General features: G+C 41.0%; 22 protein-coding genes and 1 tRNA gene. 3 read left to right on the top strand and 20 right to left on the bottom strand.

The window, feature by feature from the left end:
• The 6 genes from murF to Q0P34_RS06280 form a co-directional block, all read right to left on the bottom strand.
• Positions 1–1,151, bottom strand: a 1,151-nt coding sequence (gene murF, locus Q0P34_RS06305; RefSeq protein WP_294954444.1) for a UDP-N-acetylmuramoyl-tripeptide--D-alanyl-D-alanine ligase, incomplete at its 3' end; no start/stop codon positions are given.
• Entirely contained in the window at positions 1,151–2,590 is a 1,440-nt protein-coding gene (locus tag Q0P34_RS06300; RefSeq protein ID WP_294954442.1) for a UDP-N-acetylmuramoyl-L-alanyl-D-glutamate--2,6-diaminopimelate ligase, read from the bottom strand. The genes Q0P34_RS06300 and murF, both read right to left, overlap by 1 nt.
• A 26-nt stretch (positions 2,591–2,616) precedes the next feature.
• Positions 2,617–4,830, bottom strand: a complete 2,214-nt coding sequence (locus Q0P34_RS06295) for a penicillin-binding transpeptidase domain-containing protein (protein ID WP_294954439.1) — start codon at positions 4,828–4,830, stop codon at positions 2,617–2,619.
• A gap of 109 nt (positions 4,831–4,939) precedes the next feature.
• A complete protein-coding gene (locus Q0P34_RS06290) occupies positions 4,940–5,488 on the bottom strand; it encodes a hypothetical protein (RefSeq protein ID WP_294954436.1) in 549 nt (182 codons plus the stop codon).
• Positions 5,489–5,520: 32 nt separating this feature from the next.
• A complete protein-coding gene (rsmH, locus tag Q0P34_RS06285; protein ID WP_294954446.1) occupies positions 5,521–6,435 on the bottom strand; it encodes a 16S rRNA (cytosine(1402)-N(4))-methyltransferase RsmH in 915 nt (304 codons plus the stop codon).
• 1 nt (position 6,436) lies between these two features.
• Positions 6,437–6,886 (bottom strand): hypothetical protein, encoded by a 450-nt coding sequence (locus Q0P34_RS06280; RefSeq protein ID WP_294954433.1) that lies wholly within the window; start codon positions 6,884–6,886, stop codon positions 6,437–6,439.
• A 285-nt stretch (positions 6,887–7,171) separates the two neighbouring features.
• On the opposite strand from Q0P34_RS06280, the gene Q0P34_RS06275 reads away from it, so the two are divergent.
• A complete protein-coding gene (locus tag Q0P34_RS06275; protein WP_294954430.1) occupies positions 7,172–8,572 on the top strand; it encodes a glycoside-pentoside-hexuronide (GPH):cation symporter in 1,401 nt (466 codons plus the stop codon).
• A 57-nt stretch (positions 8,573–8,629) separates the two neighbouring features.
• Here Q0P34_RS06275 and gatB read toward each other — a convergent pair whose 3' ends face one another.
• The 11 genes from gatB to Q0P34_RS06220 all read right to left on the bottom strand — a co-directional run bounded on the left by gatB (position 8,630) and on the right by Q0P34_RS06220 (position 17,427).
• Positions 8,630–10,063 (bottom strand): Asp-tRNA(Asn)/Glu-tRNA(Gln) amidotransferase subunit GatB, encoded by a 1,434-nt coding sequence (gene gatB, locus Q0P34_RS06270; RefSeq protein ID WP_294954427.1) that lies wholly within the window; start codon positions 10,061–10,063, stop codon positions 8,630–8,632.
• Positions 10,064–10,075: 12 nt separating this feature from the next.
• Entirely contained in the window at positions 10,076–11,539 is a 1,464-nt protein-coding gene (gene gatA / locus Q0P34_RS06265) for an Asp-tRNA(Asn)/Glu-tRNA(Gln) amidotransferase subunit GatA (RefSeq protein WP_294954424.1), read from the bottom strand.
• A gap of 18 nt (positions 11,540–11,557) precedes the next feature.
• Positions 11,558–11,845 (bottom strand): Asp-tRNA(Asn)/Glu-tRNA(Gln) amidotransferase subunit GatC, encoded by a 288-nt coding sequence (gatC, locus tag Q0P34_RS06260; RefSeq protein WP_294954420.1) that lies wholly within the window; start codon positions 11,843–11,845, stop codon positions 11,558–11,560.
• Positions 11,846–11,866: 21 nt separating this feature from the next.
• Complete coding sequence (gene aspS / locus Q0P34_RS06255) at positions 11,867–13,621, bottom strand: aspartate--tRNA ligase (protein ID WP_294954417.1); 1,755 nt, start codon at positions 13,619–13,621, stop codon at positions 11,867–11,869.
• 362 nt (positions 13,622–13,983) lie between these two features.
• Positions 13,984–14,059, bottom strand: a tRNA-Thr gene (locus Q0P34_RS06250).
• Between the two features lie 66 nt (positions 14,060–14,125).
• Positions 14,126–14,599 (bottom strand): CinA family protein, encoded by a 474-nt coding sequence (locus tag Q0P34_RS06245; protein ID WP_294954414.1) that lies wholly within the window; start codon positions 14,597–14,599, stop codon positions 14,126–14,128.
• Between the two features lies 1 nt (position 14,600).
• On the bottom strand, positions 14,601–15,452 hold the full coding sequence (gene folD / locus Q0P34_RS06240; RefSeq protein ID WP_294954411.1) for a bifunctional methylenetetrahydrofolate dehydrogenase/methenyltetrahydrofolate cyclohydrolase FolD: 852 nt from the start codon (positions 15,450–15,452) through the stop codon (positions 14,601–14,603).
• A complete protein-coding gene (gene lgt / locus Q0P34_RS06235) occupies positions 15,452–16,459 on the bottom strand; it encodes a prolipoprotein diacylglyceryl transferase (protein WP_294954408.1) in 1,008 nt (335 codons plus the stop codon). The genes folD and lgt overlap by 1 nt, the downstream gene beginning before the upstream one ends.
• Before the next feature lie 66 nt (positions 16,460–16,525).
• The gene (locus Q0P34_RS06230; protein WP_294954405.1) at positions 16,526–16,822 is read right to left on the bottom strand and encodes a hypothetical protein; all 297 of its coding nucleotides are present in this window, start codon (positions 16,820–16,822) and stop codon (positions 16,526–16,528) included.
• A complete protein-coding gene (locus Q0P34_RS06225) occupies positions 16,822–17,184 on the bottom strand; it encodes a hypothetical protein (RefSeq protein WP_294954403.1) in 363 nt (120 codons plus the stop codon). Before Q0P34_RS06225 ends, Q0P34_RS06230 begins: the two co-directional genes overlap by 1 nt.
• 9 nt (positions 17,185–17,193) lie before the next feature.
• Positions 17,194–17,427 (bottom strand): hypothetical protein, encoded by a 234-nt coding sequence (locus Q0P34_RS06220; protein WP_294954400.1) that lies wholly within the window; start codon positions 17,425–17,427, stop codon positions 17,194–17,196.
• A 64-nt stretch (positions 17,428–17,491) separates the two neighbouring features.
• On the opposite strand from Q0P34_RS06220, the gene Q0P34_RS06215 reads away from it, so the two are divergent.
• Positions 17,492–17,953: a metallophosphoesterase family protein gene (locus tag Q0P34_RS06215; RefSeq protein WP_294954397.1), complete on the top strand. Its 462-nt coding sequence runs from the start codon at positions 17,492–17,494 to the stop codon at positions 17,951–17,953.
• Between the two features lie 20 nt (positions 17,954–17,973).
• Complete coding sequence (locus tag Q0P34_RS06210) at positions 17,974–18,540, top strand: TetR/AcrR family transcriptional regulator C-terminal domain-containing protein (RefSeq protein WP_294954393.1); 567 nt, start codon at positions 17,974–17,976, stop codon at positions 18,538–18,540.
• A 41-nt stretch (positions 18,541–18,581) separates the two neighbouring features.
• On the opposite strand, the gene Q0P34_RS06205 is transcribed toward Q0P34_RS06210, so the two are convergent.
• Genes Q0P34_RS06205 through Q0P34_RS06195 form a run of 3 tightly spaced genes read right to left on the bottom strand, consistent with a single transcriptional unit; the run spans position 18,582 to position 20,920 of the window.
• Complete coding sequence (locus Q0P34_RS06205) at positions 18,582–20,225, bottom strand: DUF4153 domain-containing protein (protein ID WP_294954390.1); 1,644 nt, start codon at positions 20,223–20,225, stop codon at positions 18,582–18,584.
• 5 nt (positions 20,226–20,230) lie between these two features.
• Positions 20,231–20,431, bottom strand: coding sequence for a helix-turn-helix transcriptional regulator (locus Q0P34_RS06200; RefSeq protein ID WP_294954387.1), 201 nt, complete (start codon positions 20,429–20,431; stop codon positions 20,231–20,233).
• A gap of 9 nt (positions 20,432–20,440) precedes the next feature.
• A complete protein-coding gene (locus Q0P34_RS06195) occupies positions 20,441–20,920 on the bottom strand; it encodes a DUF2975 domain-containing protein (protein ID WP_294954384.1) in 480 nt (159 codons plus the stop codon).
• Positions 20,921–21,020 lie beyond the last annotated feature (100 nt).

Below are 21,020 nucleotides of genomic sequence, written 5' to 3'. Positions count from 1 at the left end.
GCCAGGAGAATATCAATTTTGTTTTCTCCAACCATATTTCCTACCGACAGGTGAGCCTCTCTTGAATATTCGCCAAGCTCAAGCATATCGGCAAGTACGGCTATTTTTTTATTGCCCTTAATATCAGCCAATGCTTTAATGGAAGCTCGCATTGAATCAGGTGATGCATTATAGCAGTCCTCAATGGATTTAATTCCTCCAACCTGCGTAACCCTCTGTCTCATACCGGCAGGAACATAGCCCTCAAGTGCATTTGCACACAGCTGCGGTTCAATATCCAAAACGTATCCCACAGTAAATGCGGCAAGAGCATTGTACACATTATGAATTCCGATAGTGGGTATTTTTATATGTTGTGATTTACCGTAGTATTCTACATCAAATTCGGTTGAGCAGTCGCTTTGCTTGATGTTAACTGCCCTAAAATCGCCGTTATCAACACCGTAAAATATTACCCTATGCTTGCTGTCCTTAACAGTTTTAAGCATATCGTTATCGGCATTTAGAATTAAAGGTGCTCCCTCGCTCAAGCCCTCACATATTTCAAGCTTTGCCTTTAGAATTCCCTCGCGTGAGCCAAGATTTTCTATATGAGAAACACCGACATTTGTAATCAATGCGACAGTCGGTCGGGTAGCTCTTGTGAGTCTGGATATTTCGCCGAAGTGGTTCATACCCATTTCAATAACTGCCGCCTCGGTGGTACTGTCAATTTGGAACAGCATTTGAGGCAAGCCGATTTCATTATTAAGATTACCCTGTGTTTTGATTGCATTATATTTTGCACTGACAACAAGGTGAGTAAACTCCTTGGTAGTTGTTTTTCCTACAGAGCCTGTCAGCCCCACAACGGGAATATCAAACTGTGAGCGATAGTAGCCTGCCAATTTCAGCATTGCCGATGATGTATCATCAACCCTGATATAAGCACCGTTTGGCTCAATATCGGTATGTATCATAACAGCAGATGCTCCAAGCTCTAACGCTTCATTGGCAAACTGATGTGCGTCAAAGCGTTCACCCTTAATGCAAATAAACAGGCATCCCTTTGTAATTTTTCTTGTATCTATGCATACCGAATCAAATTCGGCATCAACATTATAGGTTGCACCGAGCACCGATGCAATCTGCGACAATCTTTGCTTTTTCATTATTTATTTAGTTCCTCTAAAACCTCTGCAACCGCTTCTCTTTCATCAAAATGAATTGTTCCGGTTGGAAGAATCTGATAGGTTTCGTGGCCCTTGCCTGCAAGAAGAATAATGTCGTTAGGCTGTGCATTTTTCATTGCCCAGGCAATAGCCTCCTTTCTGTTTTCAACAACCTCATACGGTGTTGTGGTATCCTTCATACCCTCAAGAATATCCTCAATAATTGCAGATGGATTTTCACTTCTCGGGTTATCAGATGTTACAACACAAAAATCAGAAAGCTCTGCGGCAATCTTTCCCATCTTTGGGCGCTTTGTTCTATCTCTGTCTCCGCCGCAGCCGAATACAGTTACAACTCTGCCGTTTGCAATTTCCTTAAGAGATGAGATGATATTTTCCAAGCCGTCGGGTGAATGAGCATAATCTATAATTACAGTATAATTTTGATTGGGAGTAGGCACAACCTCTATTCTGCCCTTAACGCCCTTTGACTTTGATATTGCCTCAAGCACATCCGTAAAATCAACGCCGAGGGTCAAAGCAACAGAGGTGGCACAAAGTGAATTATACACGCTGAATCTACCCGGAATAGGACAGCTTACTCTGCCCATTTTTTCACCTACAAGGTCGTACCTGACACCGTTTGCGGAAAATCCTACATTTCGTGCAACAAAATCTGCCTTCATATTGTCAACACCGTAGGTAACAACCCTACAATCACATCCGTCAACAATTTTTAAGCCGTATTCATCATCAAGATTTGTTACCGCACAGTCACAAGCCTTAAACAAAAGCTTTTTAGACTCAAAGTAGTTTTCCCATGTTTTATGATAATCAAGATGATCCTGTGTAAGATTTGTAAAAGCACCGATATGAAAATGTATTCCCTCTACTCTGCCCTGTGCAAGAGCCTGTGACGATACCTCCATAATGCAGTATTCACAGCCTGCATCAACCATTTTTCTAAATAGTGACTGAAGCTCGTGAGGATCGGGAGTTGTGTAATGTGCCGGGTAAACCTCATCACCTACCATATTTTGAACAGTGCCTATAAGACCTACCTTTTTGCCCACATTCTCCAAAATCTGCTTAATCAAAAAGGTTGTGGTTGTTTTACCGTTTGTACCTGTCAGACCTATAAGCTTTAGGCTGTCGGCAGGATTGCCGAAAAATGATGCACAAATCGGAGAATATGCCTTGCGTGTGTCATCAACAATAATTTGATTTTCCACACCTAAATCATATTCGCAAACAACTGCAACGGCACCAATGTCGAGCATTTGCTGTGCAACGGAGTGACCGTCAAACGACGCACCCTTAATGCAAACAAACAAAAAGCCCTCCTTTACCTGCCTTGAATCAGAGGTGACATCCGTAACCTCCCTGTCGGTATATTCATTTTTTACCCTAACATTCTTCAAAATCTGTGAAAGCTTCATATCATTGCTCCTATATATGTATAGTATCAGTCAAGAACTGAATTTGTATTCTTAAACGAAACGGTAATTACAGTGCCGGCAGAAACGGTTTGACCCTTTTCCGTGCTCTGCTTATATGCAACAACATTTGATGCAGAAAGATTAATACCGCTGATTTCAACATTTAATCCGTATTCGGAAGCAAGTGAATTTGCCTCGGAAACGGTCAAGCCTATAAAGTCGGGAACGGTTACGGTTTTTTTCTCTCCCTTTTCGGTGTACAAAACAACCGTGCCGTTTGTAGGAATTGTTGATGATGAGGCAGGAGATTGACGAAGAACCTTCTTGCCGTCACCTATTACTCGATACTTAAGGTTTTTATCGTTAAGCGTTGCCTTGGCATCGCTTATACTTTTACCGATTACATTTGGAGTGTATACGGAAAGATTTTTGCTTTCCTTTTCATCATACTCCGGCTCAATATTCATTTCCTGCATACAGGTTTGAACTACCTGTGCTGCGATTGGTGCACACAACGCACCGCCACCCAAATCCTGATTTGGCTCATCCATAATGATAAGCATTGCAACCTGCGGATCATCAGCAGGTGCGATTGCCGCAAACGACACAATGTACTTTGTTTTGTCATCGGTAGATTCGGCAAGCTTTGTTGATGTACCCGTTTTGCCTCCCACACGATAGCCGGCAACGTAGCCGTTTTTGCCCGTACCGTTATCAACAACCGATTTCATCATTTGGCGAACGGTTTTGGAGGTTTCCTCGCTGATTACACGTCTTACCTCTGTTGGTTGAGTTTTCTTTACCGTGTTGCCGTTTGAGTCAATTATATGGTCAACAACATACGGCTTGAGAAGTGTACCGCCGTTTGCTATTGCGCAAAGACCTGTGCAAAGCTGAATTGGAGTAAGGCTGTTTGACTGACCAAAGGATGCAGACGAGAGCTCAACGATACCGTACTGATTTTCCTTATAGTACTGCGAGCCTGCCTCGCCCGGAAGGTCAATGCCTGTTTTTTGAGTAAAGCCAAACGCGTCAAAGTACTTGAAATAATTATGTACGCCGAGCTTTTGACCTATTGTGATAAAGAACGGGTTGCAGGAATTTTCCAATCCCTGCGTAAAGGTTTCCGTACCGTGACCGGGATGATAGTGGCACTTCATAACATAATCCTTAACCCTGATTGAGCCCGTGCAGGTGTATGTTGTCTTTAACGTTGCAACGTTTTCTTCAAGAGCCTCGGCCGCAATAAAGGTTTTGAAAACCGAGCCCGGCTCATATGTTCCCGATGTTACAAAGTTGTTCCACTGATTTTGAATGGCCTGTGATTTTGCCGCAGTCTTTTCTTCATCATCGGTGATTTTTTCTATCGCCTTAATATCCTTTGAATACGTAAGCTTGTATGGCTCATTGCAATCATAATCAGGTAGTGATGCAAGGGCAAGCACTGCGCCTGTTTTGCAGTTCATTACAACACCGTAGGCACCCTTTGCCTTGTACTCGTTCATAGTTGCCGAAAGGTCTTTTTCAAGGGTGTACTGAATATTTTGGTTAAGAGATAGCACAAGTGAATTACCGTCAACCGCATCAATGGAGGTTTCGTAATCTGTAGGCAGATTGTGCTTTTGAGCATCCTTAACAGTAATGATTCTGCCGTTTGTGCCCTTTAGCGTGTCGTCATAATAGTATTCCAGGCCGTAAAGTCCTTGATTGTCGTCACCCGTAAAGCCAAGAACATTTGATGCAAACTGTCCGTAGGGATAGTATCGCTTTGTGTTTTGCTCCGTGCCTATCATATTTGACAGCTTGTTATCAATTTTGAACTGTGTTATTTCTTCCTTGATGTCATTTTCAACCTGCTCTGCTATAACGGCATAGTGGGTATTCTTTTTGCTTTTTTCCAAAAGCTCTGCCTTTTCCTCATCATCAAGCTTCAAAATCTCTGCAAGGCCGTTAACAACCGTATCTCTTTTGCCGTCTGTAATGTTAAGAGGGTCAAGAAAAATATTCCATGTTGTTGCCGACTGTGCAAGGACATTGCCGTCACTGTCATATATTGAGCCTCGCTTTGCCTCAATTTCAAGGTCGCTGAGCTGTTGGCTTTCTGCCTTGGCGGCAAATTCATCGCCCTTAACGGTAGAAATGTAAAATACCCTGAACGCATCAAGCGAAAAAAGAAAAGCGATAATAAAGGCCAAAATCGCAAGCCTTCTTATGCCCTGCTTGTTAAAATCCCATGCCATTATTATCACCTCGTTTTCTCATATATCATAAAAATCGACCGATTTTTCAGTCCTATAAAAAAGCATTTTAGAGAGTAGGAAATTTCCGACTCTCTTAATAGTACGCATATTATTTTGATTTATTACTTAACTGCTTTTGGGCAAGAGTTTTGTTTTGGTTTATCCTATTCATATAATCCTGCTTGTACTGTTCAACATCCATATACTGAACCTGATTGGATTTCATCTTTGTCATATGAAGCTTATTCACCGCATAGTCATCAATCATGCTGATAGACACCATCGCATCAAGCTGACTTTGAAGACTGATGTTTTCGCTCTGTGCATTTGCTATATCAACCTTTACAGAGGAAATTTCTCTTGTAAGCTCATTTTTTACGGCGAATGAATACAGTGTTAATCCTACAAACGCAATAACCATAACTGCACACAGCAAAAGTGCCGCTGCTCTTTTTGTGCAAAGTGCCTGCTCGTGCTTTATTTGATCTGCACTTTTTATTTTACTGTTTTCGCGAAGCTTAAGGTTGGCATCCTCCTGCTCGTGCTGCTCCTGCCTGCGCTTTGGTGCAGCAGAAGAACGGCTCAAATTAAAGCCATCAATCATATACGATGTGTCGCTTTGATATGAGTATCTGCGAAAATCATTTGTATTTGTCACTATATTCACCTCCGTTTCGTTTCATTATAATTCTAAAACTTTTCAAAGCACCTTAATCTTGATGACCTTGCTCTCGGATTTTCCTCAAGCTCGGCAGCTGTAGGAGCCTTTGACTTAAACACCAATTTGCCAAGCGGCTTTTTTCCGCAAACACAAACCGGAAATTCCTTTGGGCAGGTGCAAGGGTTTGCCCATTGATTAAATCGTTCCTTAACTATCCTATCCTCAAGCGAATGGAAGGTTATAACGGACAGTCTGCCTCCCGGTGCAAGACACTCAAGTGCTTTGTCAAGTGCTTTTTCAAGAACATCAAGCTCTGCGTTTACCTCTATTCTGATAGCCTGAAAGGTTTTTCTTGCCGGATGAGAATCACGCATTTTTGCCTTTGGATACGAAGCCTTTATTATTTCAACAAGCTCACCCGTTGTTTCTATAGGCCTGTCCTGTCTGGCAAGAACAATGTTCCTTGCAATTCTGCGTGCGAACTTTTCTTCACCGTACTTAAAGAGGATATTTGCAAGCTCTTCCTCGCTGTAGGTGTTTACCACATCTTTTGCACTAAGCCCCGATTTGCTCATACGCATATCAAGAGGTGCGTCCTTATGATAAGAAAAGCCTCTGTCCGCAGTATCAAGCTGGAAGGAGCTTACTCCCAAATCAAGTAACATTCCGTCGATAGATGCTACATTTAGCTCCTTCAAGACTTGATCCACATTGGAAAAATTGCTTTGAACAATAGTGACATTTCCCAAATCATCGAGGCGTTCGTGCAAAACCCTTATCGCGTCAGGGTCTTGGTCTATGGCAATAAGCCTGCCTGCCTTTGCAGCTATTGCACGTGAATGACCTCCGCCACCTGCCGTACCGTCAACTATTGTTTTGCTATCATCTATATTTAACGAATCGATAGATTCATCAAACAGCACACTTTTATGAACAAACTCCATATCAAATACCCAAGCCGTTAAGCTCGTCCATAATATCAATTACCTCATCCTTGCTGATAGACTCAACCTGAGCCTCAAACATAGACTTGTTCCATATTTCAATATGGTTGATATTACCGAAAACGACGGCTTCCTTTTCACCTGTAAGGGAAACCTTGTCCTTCAGGCGATCATTAATAAGAAGTCTGCCCTGTGTATCAAGTGACACCTTGTCCGCAGATGACACAAGATACATTGATACCTTTTTCTTCTTTTCTGTCGGGAGCTTGCTTTGCTGAACATTTTTAAGAAGCTCCTCCCACTGATCCTGCGGATAAAGCGAAATAAAATCACCGAGACCGAGCGACGCAATAAACTCATCACCAAGGCGAGAACGCATATGAGACGGAATGGCAATACGGCTTTTTGCATCAAGCTTATGCACTCTGTGACCGTATAAATAATTGTCCATAAAAGCATCCTCCTTCCTCAAATCAGTCTAATCTCTCCACAAATCAATGAAAATTTAGGGAAAATTATGTTTTTTAGATACACTTTATGGGTTTTTGCACCACCGTATGCTTTCATTATAATAGTAACAATGCACTAAGTCAAGGATTTTTTTCAGCAAAAGCCTTTTGAATTGGTTAAAGTTTAATTACAAATTTGTAATTATTTTGTAACCTTTTGTGTTTGCCAAATGTTAATAGGTATGATATAATACACCTATATTATCTTCAAAAGGCAGAGTGATGAAATGGAAGAAAGAAAAACTACTTGGGGTGAAAAAATAGGATTTGGCGTCGGTGCAATAGGTCTTGACCTAAGCTACGGTATGTTTTATTCGTTCCTAAGCTACTATTTATCAAGCGTTTTAGGGTTGAAAGAGGGATTTTTGTTGCTTTTAACCCCACTTGCAAGGATTTGGGACGGAATCAACGACCCTATGATGGGAACAATCGTTGACAACACAAGAACAAAAAAAGGCAAATACAGACCTTGGATAATTATCGGTGCCATGTCAAACGCAGTTGTACTGTTTTTGTTATTCACAAGGTTTGGATTAAGCGGTACAGCCTTATATGTATATATAGGTATAATGTATATTCTTTGGGGTATGACAAATACCATGGCTGACATTCCGTATTGGAGTATGATACCAAGCTTTACATCCGACCCGAAGGACAGAAATATGGTATCAACGGTTGCAAGAACCTTCTCCGGTCTCGGACAGGGTATCGTTACGGTTGCCTCCCCTATCATTTTGCCCATGCTTTCAACAGGTATAAAGACAGATAAGGGATACAGTGCAACAGGCTTTTCAAGATGGGCGGGAATACTTGCAATATTGCTTGTAGTATTTTCAACAATCTGTGTGCTGACAACCAAGGAGAGAAACGTTGTCTACGGTGAAAAGTCAAAGTTTTCGTTCAAAAAAATCTTTTCGGTAATCGCTCACAACGACCAATTAGTTGTGTTTATGATAGTTGCAATGCTGTCAAACGCCGGATGGTACCTGACATCAGGCACGGCAGTATACTACTTTGCAGATGTGCTTGGCAATCCAAAGGCACAATCACTGTTCCAAACAATCGGTGCCGTCGGCTCCGTGCTCGGTCTGCTTGTAATACCCATCCTTTCCAAATGGCTCAACAAAAAAACGATATATCAAATATCGCTTGTTGCCACTATAATAGGATATATATTAATGTACATTTTCGGCCCCGTGCTTAAAATCACCATCGCGCTTGACATTGCATACATTGTTTCATCAACAGGTATTGCAGCAATGTTTGTAGGTCAAACAATATTCCTTGCCGACATTGTTGACTACGGCGAATACAAAAACGGTGAAAGAAACGAATCTATAACCTTTTCTATGAAGGGCTTTTTGCAAAAAATGGCATACACCATCCAAACTCTCGTTTTGTTTGGAGGCTTGGCATTGATGAACTACAACGAGCAAATTACATCTGCCACAAAACAAATTAACGACAGCACAAAAATAGGCATTGGCATTATCTGCTTTGCCGTCCCTCCTGTATTGATTTTGGCATCGCTCATAGTTTTCACGGCGAAATTCAAGCTGCACGGCGAGCTTGCTGACACGGTGCACGATTTCATTGTAAAGAAACGTGCAAGCGAAGAAAACGAATAAACAAAACAAAAAGACGTATCGAAAAGCTTACTTCGATACGTCTATATTTTTTGTTTTTTAACCGAGCAATTCCTTAAGGATACGGGTTACCTCTGTTGAAGGAGCCTTGCCCTTTAATGCTCTCATAGACTGGCCGACAAGGAAGTTGAAGGATTTTTCCTTACCCTCTTTATATTCCTGCACTGCCTTTTCATTATTGGCAATTATTTCCTCAATTACAAACTGAATGGCACCTGTATCGGATACCATTTCCATATTATGCTCTTTTACATATGCCTCGGGGATAACATCCTGTTCAAACACTGCCTTGAGCACCTTTTTTGCAGATTCACGCGAAACCTTATTGGTATTAACAAGATTAATGATTTCGCCCAAGCTCTCTGTCCTGAATGAAATGTTTTCAGGAAGGGTTTGAGTGTCATTCATAAGCTTCATAAGGTCACCCATAATCCAGTGAGCAGAGTCCTTTGGATTATTGGTAATCTCTACTGTTTTATCAAACAGGCTTGCGTAAGCCTTATCCGAGCAGAGAATATTTGCATCGTATTCGGTAAGAGAATACTCACTGATATAACGTGCCTTTTTATCCTCAGGAAGCTCCGGTAATGTTGTCCTGATTTGCTCAATATACTCATTGGAAAGCTCAATCGGAGGAAGGTCTGGCTCAGGGAAATACTTATAGTCCTGTGCGTCCTCCTTGCTTCTCATAGAAGACGAAGCACCCTTGCTGTCATCCCATCTACGAGTTTCCTGAACAATCTTGCCGCCGTCCTCGATAATTTCAATCTGTCGCTCTGCCTCTGCCTCAATTGCATTGTGGATAGCCTTAAACGAGTTGATGTTCTTCATCTCGGTTCTTGTGCCGTATTCGGTTGCATCCTTTTTCATAACGGACACATTAACATCGGCACGAAGCGAGCCCTCCTGCATCTTACAGTCGGACACACCGCAGAACTGAAGAATGGCACGAAGCTTTTCTACATACTCAACTGCCTCATCAGCACTTGCAATATCAGGCTCCGATACAATTTCCAAAAGAGGAACGCCGCAACGGTTATAGTTTACAAGCGTGCTGTCTGTCCACTCATCGTGAACAAGCTTACCTGCGTCTTCTTCCATATGGATTTCGTGTATTCTAACCTTCTTTTTGCCGCCGTTAATGCTATCGTTGATTTCTACCCAGCCGTTTCTGCAAATAGGAAGATAAAGCTGTGAAATTTGATATGCCTTTGGCAAATCGGGATAGAAATAATTTTTTCTGTCAAACTTATTGTACTGTGTAATCTCACAGTTAAGAGCAAGGCCGGTACGAACTGCAAATTCAACCACCCTTTTGTTTACAACGGGAAGGGTGCCCGGCATACCGGAGCAAATTTCACAAACATGAGTATTTGGCTCACCGCCGAATTCTGTTGTGCAGTTGCAAAAAATCTTTGTTTTAGTGGCAAGCTCTGTATGAACCTCAAGACCACAAACGGTAATATAATCCATATCTACTGCCTCCTATACAAGATTTGGTTTTTTCTTATGAAAGTCGGTTGCATTTTGGAAAGCATATCCGGCTGAAAGAATAGTCTTTTCATCAAAAGGCTTTCCGATAATTTGCATACCGACAGGCATTGAGTTGCTGTCAAATCCGCAAGGAAGTGCAAGTGACGGCAAGCCTGCAATATTAATCATTACTGTGTAAATATCGCCAAGATACATTGCAAGAGGATCGGAAAGGCCTTCACCGATTTTGAGCGCTGTTGTTGGAGCAACAGGTCCAAGAAGAAAATCATATTTTTCAAACGCTTCGTTAAACGCCTTGCAAATAAGGCCCTTTGCCTGCAACGCCTTTTTGTAATAAGCATCAAAATATCCTGATGAAAGCACAAAGTTGCCAAGCATAATACGCTTTTTAACCTCCATACCAAAGCCCTCTGAACGAGATTTGAAATAAACATCGGTAAGGTTAAAGGCATCCTTTGACTTGTAGCCGTACTTAATACCGTCAAAACGAGAAAGGTTTGAGCAGGCCTCTGCACAGGCAATGATGTAATAGGTAGGGATTGCATATTTAACGATAGGCATATCAAACTCCTCTACCTGCGCGCCAAGATCAACAAGTGTTTGAGCAGCAGCCTTTACGCTTGCGGCAACCTCGGGGCTTATACCCTCGCCAAAGTAATCGTTTGGAATACCGATTTTTTTACCCTTAAGGCTGTCAACCTTAATTGCGGACAAATCAAATGCTTCACTTTGCATTGATGTTCCATCCTTAACATCCTTGCCCTTTATTACGTTAAACACACCGGCAACATCAAGTACATCCTTGCCGATTGGACCGATTTGGTCAAGTGATGAAGCATATGCAATCAAGCCGTAACGAGACACGGCACCATAGGTTGGCTTAAGACCTGTTACACCGCAAAATGAACAAGGCTGACGAACAGAGCCGCCTGTATCCGAGCCAAGTGCAACAATGCTTTCATCGGCTGCAACAGAAGCCGCAGCACCGCCTGATGAGCCACCCGGAACTCTTGTAATGTCCCAAGGGTTTTTGGTTGCACCGTAAAAGGATGTTTCGGTTGTTGAGCCCATTGCAAACTCATCCATATTAACCTTGCCCAAAGGCACCATATCGGCATCAACAAGCTTGTTGATAACAGTTGCGTTATACGGCGGACGGAAATTTGAAAGAATTTTTGATGAGCAGGATGTAAGCTTACCCTTTTCGCAGATATTATCCTTTATTGCAATAGGAACACCTGCAAACAACGATGTTGTTTCCCCTGCATCAATCCTTTTTTGTACAAGCTCTGCCTGCTGCAAAGCCTCGTCCTTATCAAATGAAACGTAGCAGTTATAGGTTGCATCTCTTTGCTCAACTGCCTTTGCAACACTTTCCACTGCGTCCATAGATGTTATTTCTTTATTCTTAATCTTTTCTGCAACCTGAAGGGCTGTCATTTCATATATTTCCATTTTATATTTACACCCTCCTTAGTCCACAGTCTTTGGCACTACAAAATAGCCATCCTGACTTTCAGGGGCATTTGCCACTATTTCGTCAGGCGACATAGAAGGAGCAACCTCGTCCTCCCTCATAACATTTGTTACGGGGAAGCAATGGCTCATAGCCTCTACGCCGTCGGTATCAAGTTCATTGAGCATATCGATATAGGTAAGAATATCCTGAAGCTCGTTGCCGACCTTCTTTTCCTCATCCTCGCTCAATGTGATGCGTGCCAATTTTTCAAGATATTTAATTAAATCCGGAGTGATTTGCATTATAATTGCCTCCAAAAATTTTTAGTCTTTTTCTACCGGTCTGCGAAGCTTAATATGAGTTTCGCGAAGCTGAAGCTCGGTAACATAGTTTGGTGCACCGAGAAGCATATCCTGTGCATTGCTGTTCATTGGGAATGCAATAATTTCGCGGATATTTTCCTCATCCTTAAGCAGCATAATCATACGGTCAACACCCGGTGCCATACCTGCATGAGGCGGCGCACCGTAATGGAACGCATTATACAAGGCACCGAACTTTTCCTTAACGGTATCCTCGCTGTATCCCGCCATCTCAAATGCCTTAACCATAACGTCAGGTCTGTGGTTACGAACAGCACCCGATGAAAGCTCAACGCCGTTACAAACAATGTCGTACTGATATGCCTTGATAGATGTAGGCTCCTCATTGAGCAAAGCATCCATCTCACCCTGCGGCATAGAGAATGGGTTATGTGTAAAGATAAGCTGACCGTTTTCGTCACGCTCAAACATTGGAAAATCTGTAATATAGCAGAACTCAAATCTATCCTTATCAATAAGGTCAAGACGGTTTGCAAGCTCTGTTCTTATCATACCTGCAAGCTCATTAACAACCTTTGGAGTATCACAGATGAAGAACAATGTATCGTCTTCCTTAAAGTTGAAGATTGAACGAAGCTCTTCCTTTTTATCATCAGGGAGGAACTTATCGATAGGGCCCTTGTATGAGCCGTCTTCAAGGACCTCGATATAGCCAAGTCCCTTCATACCAATCTCCAAAGCATATTTGAGCATCTTTTCAAACCAGCCCTTTGACTGCTTTGCACAGCCCGGAACATTAATACCGCGAACAGGTCTGCCCTTAAATGCCTTAAACTCTACATCGGCAAAGAAATCGGTCAAATCAACAATTTCAAGAGGGTTTCTCAAATCAGGCTTGTCTGTACCGTACTTGAGCATAGCCTCCTCGAAAGGAATCTTTCTGAATGGCTTTGGAGAAATCTTTTTGCCGCCGCCGAACTTTTCAAAAGTGTCGTAGAGAACCTCGTCGGCAACCTCAAATACATCCTCCTGTGTTGCAAATGCCATTTCAAAATCAAGCTGATAAAATTCACCGGGAGAGCGATCTGCTCTTGCGTCCTCGTCTCTGAAGCAAGGGGCGATTTGAAAATATCTGTCAAAGCCCGATGTCATAAGAAGTTGCTTAAACTGCTGCGGTGCCTGTGGCAAAGCATAAAACTTGCCCTCGTGCTTACGGGACGGAATAATGTAGTCCCTTGCACCCTCAGGTGATGAGCAGGTAAGAATAGGAGTTGTAATTTCGGTAAAGCCGAGTGATGTCATTTTTTCACGAAGGAACGATACAACCTGACTTCTAAAAACAATATTATCGTGTACCTTTTTATTTCTCAAATCAAGGAAACGGTAGGTAAGACGAATGTCCTCACGGGTTTCCTTGCTTTCGCTGATTTCAAAAGGAAGATTTTCAGTGCATGGGTTAAGCACTGTAAGACTGTCAACCTTAACCTCAAGCTCACCTGTTGCAAGCTTTGGGTTTACGGTTTCGGCATCTCTTTTAACAACTGTGCCCTCAACGCTGATTACACTTTCCTTACGCAGATGATTAATGAGGTCGTCATCATTTACAACAACCTGTGTAACCCCGTATTCATCACGAAGGTCAATAAATGCTACACCACCGTGATCACGAATAGTATCAACCCAGCCTGCAAGCTGTACTCTTTCGTTCAAATTATCAAATGTAAGCTCGTTACAATTATGTGTTCTGTATGCCATAATACAATAAATTCCTTTCGTGGAAAAATGAAATGGATATAAAAATCCAAATTAACGGTAGTATTATAACACAATTACACCTGCAGTTCAACATTTATTTTATATTAATATATATGAAAATGTAGCGTTACAATAGATGCGACACTTGCAATTCCATTTTGTGTGTGCTAAACTATTTACGTTATCTTCTTTATTCATTTTTTACCTCCGTTTTGTGTATCATCTTCGACTGGCAGGTCTTTTACAGTATACACTTTCGGGGGTTATTTTTATCGGTTAACCTTTTTTGTACCACGCGACTATCGCGTGGTTTTATTTATACAAAAAATAAAAGCCGAGAAAAAGCTTCTCGACTTTATATTTGGAGCTGGTGATCAGACTTGAACTGACGACCTATTGATTACGAATCAATTGCGCTACCAACTGCGCCACACCAGCTTGTGTTCAGTTTTTGAATGGAATGTTTGATAATCATTTGCTACTGATTATTATAACATACTTTTTCTATTTTTCAAGCAAATCATTCAAAGAATTGAAAACAAATTCTACCGACCTTGCTCTTACCTCGTTTCTGCCGATATTGCCGAACTGACAGGTTTTTGTTACTACCCTGCCATCAATATAAAACCCAAAGCAAACCATACCGACAGGCTTTTTGGCAGTACCTCCCGAGGGGCCTGCAATTCCTGTTATGCCTACACCCACCTGACATCCTGCCTTGTCTGCAGCTCCCCTGCACATCTGTGCGGCCATCTGCTCGCTGACAACGCCATACCTTTCAATAGTATCTGCGTCAACTCCGAGCAAGTCAACCTTTGCCTCATTTGCGTAAGTGACAAAGGACACATCAAGCACCTGTGAGGCATTGGCAACATCTACAAGTCTGCCGCAGCACAGTCCTCCCGTACAGGATTCTGCAAAGGCAATATGATAGCCTTTACCTATAAGCTTATTAACAACCTTTTCTTCTACCGTCATATTACTCAACACCGTTTTGAAGCTTAGCGGCAGTTAGGGTATTTTTCATAAGCATTGCAATGGTCATAGGACCTACACCGCCCGGAACAGGTGTAATAAACGAACACTTATCCTTAACACCCTCAAAATCAACATCACCGCAAAGCTTACCGTTTTCGTCCCTATTCATACCAACATCAATAACAACAGCACCCTGCTTAACCATATCGGCGGTAACAAATTTTGCCTTACCGATAGCGGCAACAAGAATATCCGCCTGCTTGGTAACATCTGCAAGGGATTGTGTTTTTGAATGAGTAATCTCGACAGTTGCATTTTCGTGAAGAAGAAGCATAGCCATTGGCTTACCTACAATGTTTGACCTGCCTATTACAACAGCCTTTTTACTGGACACATCAACACCCGTAGAATGAATAAGCTCCATTACACCGGCAGGTGTACAAGGCAAATAATTGTAATCGCCAATCATTATTGCACCGACATTTACAGGATGAAATGCATCAACATCCTTAATAGGATTAATGCGGTTAATAACCTCTTTATCATCAAGATGCTTCGGCAACGGAAGCTGACACAAAATTCCGTTAATGCTGTTATCCTCGTTAAGCTCATCAATAAGTGCATTAAGCTCCTCTTGTGTTGTTTCGGCAGGGAGTGCATACTTTACGCTATGAAAGCCGCAAGCCTCGCAGGCAACCTCCTTGTTGTGAACATACACCTGTGATGCAGGGTCCTCACCGACAATAATAACGGCAAGCCCCGGAGTAATTCCCTTTGCTTTAAGCTGCTCACATTCCGCCTTAACATCCTCTTTAACCTTTTTTGAAACTGCCTTTCCGTCAATAATATTCATTACTCATTCCTCTTTTTCTTTTCCTCTTTTTTAAGCATTCTTTGCTTTTTTCGTTCTTCCTTCTTGGCTAATTCAAGTTCCTTTGCCTTTTTGTTTGCATCCTCGATAGCATCCAAATCATCAAGCACAAGTGCCTTTGGAAGCTTATCCTTATTAAATCTCGACATAAAGTACATAAAGAATGAAAGAGCAACAACAACAATTACGGCAGACAAAAGCTGGGAAACACGAATATTGGTTGAGCCGATATAAAGCGAATCGGTACGCATACCCTCCACTATCATTCGCTCTGCGCCGTACATTACACCGTAAAGCATAAAGATTTCGCCCTTAAAGCTTCTGAAATAGGTAACGACAATATGAAGAACAACAAAGCTCAGCAGGCACCAAACACTTTCGTACAAAAAGGTTGGATGAACAGCCGTATTAGGGTCTACCGTTATTCCCTTTTGAGCAAGAAGCTCGGCAGATGCCTCGAGGGTATCGTGAATTTTAGGCGACCACATTCTAAACAATGCTGTATCGGTATTGACACCGAATGCCTCCTGGTTAAAGAAATTGCCCCATCTGCCTATACCTTGTCCGATCAAAAGACCGAGTGAACCGAGATCAAGCAAATTCAAAAAGTCAATCTTGCCGATTTTACATCCGATAGCAGCGCCGATAAGTGCGCCGATTATGCCCCCGTAGATTGCTATTCCGCCGTTCCATATTGCAGGAATTTCGTTAAGATGCTGTGAATAATAATCCCATTCGAATGCGACATAATACAATCTTGCACAAATAATACCAAACAATGTTCCCCAGATGAGAACATCTGTCATTCCGTCAAGGCTCATCTTCCACTTATATGCCTTGCGTCCACCGTAAAGCACAGCGAGCGAAAAGCCGACGGCAATAATAATTCCGTACCAATGAATGTCGTGTCCAAAAATACTGAATGCTATTGACGGCAGGTCAAAATCAATACCCAAGCCGTCAAAATATACATGTGTTACATCACTCATAGTATTCCTCCCATAAACAGTCTTCCGATATAATATAACACATATATTTTATAATTTCCATAGAAATCACAACAAAATATAAAGAAGTGCCAAAATTAATTTATTATCGGCGCCCTCCTTTGACAAAATAAGTATCAGTGCCAATATCAAGCCTGCGGAATTATCCCTTGCCTGATTGGAAAACAGAGAGCCCAACACATCGGTTATAAACGAGGATTGAGGCTCTTGATTGCTACTGTCGGTATGGGGTTTGTAGTTACCTTTGTCAGTGCTCTGTGTGTCAACATAGCCTTGCGCTTTTTTTCGCATTTCCTCCACCCTGCGCTTTGCATCGCTTATGTCATTACTATTATAATCTGCCATCAAAACAAGTCCTTTATGTATGGTAAAATATCAAAAAGCTTTAATATTCTTATTGCCTTATCGGCCTTTTGCTGTGACTCGGCGCTCAGGTGTGGCTTTAATGCATTAATCAAATCGGCATTTTTTGATGAGGTATTATTCATTTTGTCAAATATTGCCTTTGCCTTTAGCATCATATCCAAATCTCCCTGTGACAGATTAAGTCCGTTTGCTAAAATGTTGGAGGAATGGCTTTGGCTTTGTACTTGCTTTTGTTCCTGCTCATCATCAGCGGTGTTGCCTAAAATTGATGAGGCAACACCCTTGAGCATTTCAATATCGTTATCGGACAATGATGCAATAATATCGTTTATATTATCCATAGCTATTACCTATTTTTGATTTAATTTTTCAAGCAATGCCTTTGCCTGAGGAGATTGAATAATTTTTTGAGTTGCTTTTTTGTCTGACAGTACCTGCTTAATCATCTGGGAAGCCTGTGCTGAAAGATTTTTGTCAATATACTGCTCGGCTTGACCGTTCTCTACTGCACGTTTTAACTCATCTATGTTTATATTAGAGTTAGCAACAGCGTTAGACAAATCGTCGCTTTTTATATTTTTCATTGAAAAAACCACCCTTTTATAGTATAATCTAATTAAAGATATGAAATCTGTCGGAGGGATATGAATGAGAATAGTAGTAATGTCGGACAGCCACAGACGAACCTCCTTACTGCTTAACATTATCGAAAGGCACAAGGATAACGCAGACCTCTTTTTATTCCTTGGTGATGGCAACGATGACCTTGATAATGCACTGATGATTTATCCTGACATCAAGATTGACAGAGTTAGCGGAAACTGTGATTTTTATTCAACCTATCCTGCATCAAAGGTTATAGATTTTGCAGGAAAAAGAATTCTGTTTACTCACGGTCACCCCTACTATGTTAAGCACGGATACAGCGATATTCAGCGAGAGGCTCGGTCGGTAGGTGCAGACATATGCTTATTCGGCCACACTCATATTCCGTATGTTGATATTATTGACTCTATACATTATATGAATCCCGGCTCGGTAAGTGACGGTGTTTACGGTATTGTTGACATTGAGCCAAGCGGAATAATGGCATACAATGCAAAAATTTGACAATGAGGTATAAAGCAAATATGAAGGAACAATTATCCTGCAGTGAAATTACAAAGAAAAAATTAGCCGAGGCATTAAAGGAGCTTATGCAAACCACTCCCTTTGAAAAAATAACAATTTCCGATATTTCAAATCAATGTGATATGCACAGGCAAACATTTTACTATCATTTTCAGGACAGATATGAGTTGCTTGACTGGATGCTGTACAACGAGCTGATTTCAAGCTTTGTTGAAGATTTTTCCTACGAAACAATGGAGGAAAAGTTTTACTATATTTTTAACACAATGTACAATGATAAAAAATTCTATCAAAATGCAGTAAAAATCAATATGGCAGATGTTTATAACTATCTTACAAAAATCGCAACAAGTCAGTTTAATAAAATAATTGAAAACATTATACTGAAAAACAATATTCATACAGTAAGCGATGACCACAGCTCTGTTGCAGAATTTTTTGGATTCGGGATAGGCGGTGTGATAATAAGCTGGATAAACAAGGGTATGAGGGAAACCCCTCGTGAAATGACAGAAAAGGTCAAGTCATTCATTGACCAAATGTCGATAATTATTGCAAATAAATAAGTAAAAATACAGACAGTCAACAAGCAACTGTCTGTATTTTTTTATCCTTTTAATTCGTATATATCGGTTTGTTTATTAAGAGTATATCTGCTGTCATCATCAAAGCTAACATATTCATCGGTTTCAACCTCATAGTAATATTCAAACGAATTATTCAGCATACACCTATTTGCAAATACCCTTGCCTGCTGTTCGTCAAGGCTGTTAAGGTAATAATCATATATAGCGTTTGCCGCCTTAATATGAGCAAGGTTTTTACACTTTAGCTTGCTTGTGCTTTTTATGGTTATCGTATTATCTTCTATGACAAGCTCATCCTTAAAGTTATTACCTGCGATATAGTACAGCTTTTCCATAATTTCAGGGTCCTTATCGGCAAGCTCAATCAAATAAGGAACGGTGCTGTCGGACATATAGGCAATGCTGTCGACATCAAGTCTGTCGATATACTGACTGTTGTAGGCATTAATATTATACTCTGCTATTCTTGCATCAACATTTGAATATGATATTGCAATAAGCAACGCACTGCAAAAGATAATTATTGCCTGCATATACGGTTTTTTAGGTATAAATATGTGCATAACAAGCATAGTCAGCACACAAAGCATCATCAGCATAAAGGCAAATACCAATATTCTGTTTTTGGAAAGACCGTATATGCTTATGTTAAGCACCATTTTTTGCATTGCAATGATAACAAGCAACACGGAAAAAGCAGATATAAAAAGTGACAATGCTTTGATTGCCACACACCCCTTGTGCTTTTTAACAAGTGCGGTAACAATGCTGACAACAGCAATGTTTATGGCGCAAACAACGCACATCTCGTAAAAGCCCCGACGGGCAAACTGCGACGCCGTATGGCTGTAATCCTCCGGTAAAATAAATGAAAACGCACTGAAGAAATATGCAAGCTGTGAAAACAGATACAGCAAATACGTAACACTGATTACACACAGAAACGATACACATCCGCTGTAATTAAGCGACGGATGTTTTATTTTGTTCTTTGCCTTGGGTGCGACATTTTTTCTTATCGCAAACAGATAAGCACATCCATACGGCAAAAAGATAAGTGTAAGAACCAGCCTTGACGCTACTGCGCCTATATTTTCAAACGCATTTGACACAAGTCCGTCAAATGCGGCATCGGATTTTACAAGCAACGGAACAACCGCGCACAGCACGGGAACGGCAAGCAACGCTCCTATTACGGCAGAATAAGATTTTTTATCTTTCGAGTCACCTGCTTTAATTGAGCCTACTATTTCGGGCATAGCCTTAAACGGCTTTAACAAAACATTTTTAACTGCGCAAAAGCCTATTTTATACGACCCAAACACATTTGACGAGGTGTTAAAGCAAAGACAAAACATAATGTACAATCCGATAGAAAGCATAGGCATAAGCATAGAGGTTATGCTGTCATTATACAACATAACGGGAACAGCTGAAGCAACACCGAGCAGTCCGCACGCAACGCCGAACGGTGACGGTGTATGCTCTTTATCTGTCAAATAAAAGCCCGTTACGCCCACAAGCGCAATATATGCAATAACATATCCTACTCCCAAAGCCTCTGAAAATGCTACAAGTTCAACAACCAAATAGCACAATACGGCTGTTGCAATTATCATTGCCTTGTCCCTTTTTGTTAAAGGAGAATAAACCTTTTTATCCACAAAAATCACTCCCTGTATTCAAGAATATCGGCAGGCTGACAATCAAGCTCCTTACAAATTGCATCAAGTGTTGAAAACCTGATAGCCTTTGCCTTGCCTGTTTTTAATATCGACAGATTAGCCTGAGTAATGCCGACACGGCTTGCAAGCTCTAATGATGACATTTTTCGTTTTGCAAGCATAACATCCAAGTTTACAATAATCATCGCGTTCACCTATACAGTTAAATCATTTTCATCTTTTATTTCTATTGCTTTGGCAAAAATTTTCTTTATAACCTTCAAAAGCAATGCCATAAAAAACTCGCCAAGCATAAGAATAAAAAACGTAATGACATATGCATCTATTTCTAAAACAAATGATGCTGTTATTGCACCTATACCTATTATGCCGGCATACACACAGCAATAGCTGATTTTATCAAGATACCTTGTAGTTGTAACCTCAAAAATACTGTCCCGAAGTACTAATGATAAAAGCTTGTCAATGTAAGCAAGGGCAACATATCCTGCAGGAACAACAAGCGAAAAGGAACACAGCAAGGTGTAGTACCTATTCTCAATACCGTATATCCACGAAACACCGTGAGCTCCGAAAAATTGAACTGCCCAAAGAAAAACTGTTGCTAATGCCAAAGCAAAATAACAAAATTTGATTATAACCTTTAAGGCTATTGTTGTTTTATTACTGTACATATACTTTCCTCCGTTGGTATACTTTACCATTGTTATACACTAAAAATTATCGTTTGTCAATAATTATTTATCATTTTTCAAAATATTTTGCCAAAAAAAT

The organism is uncultured Eubacterium sp., from assembly GCF_945980375.1.
In the GTDB taxonomy this organism is placed as follows: domain Bacteria; phylum Bacillota; class Clostridia; order Oscillospirales; family Acutalibacteraceae; genus Eubacterium_R.
This window is presented reverse-complemented; position numbering and strand designations above follow the sequence as displayed.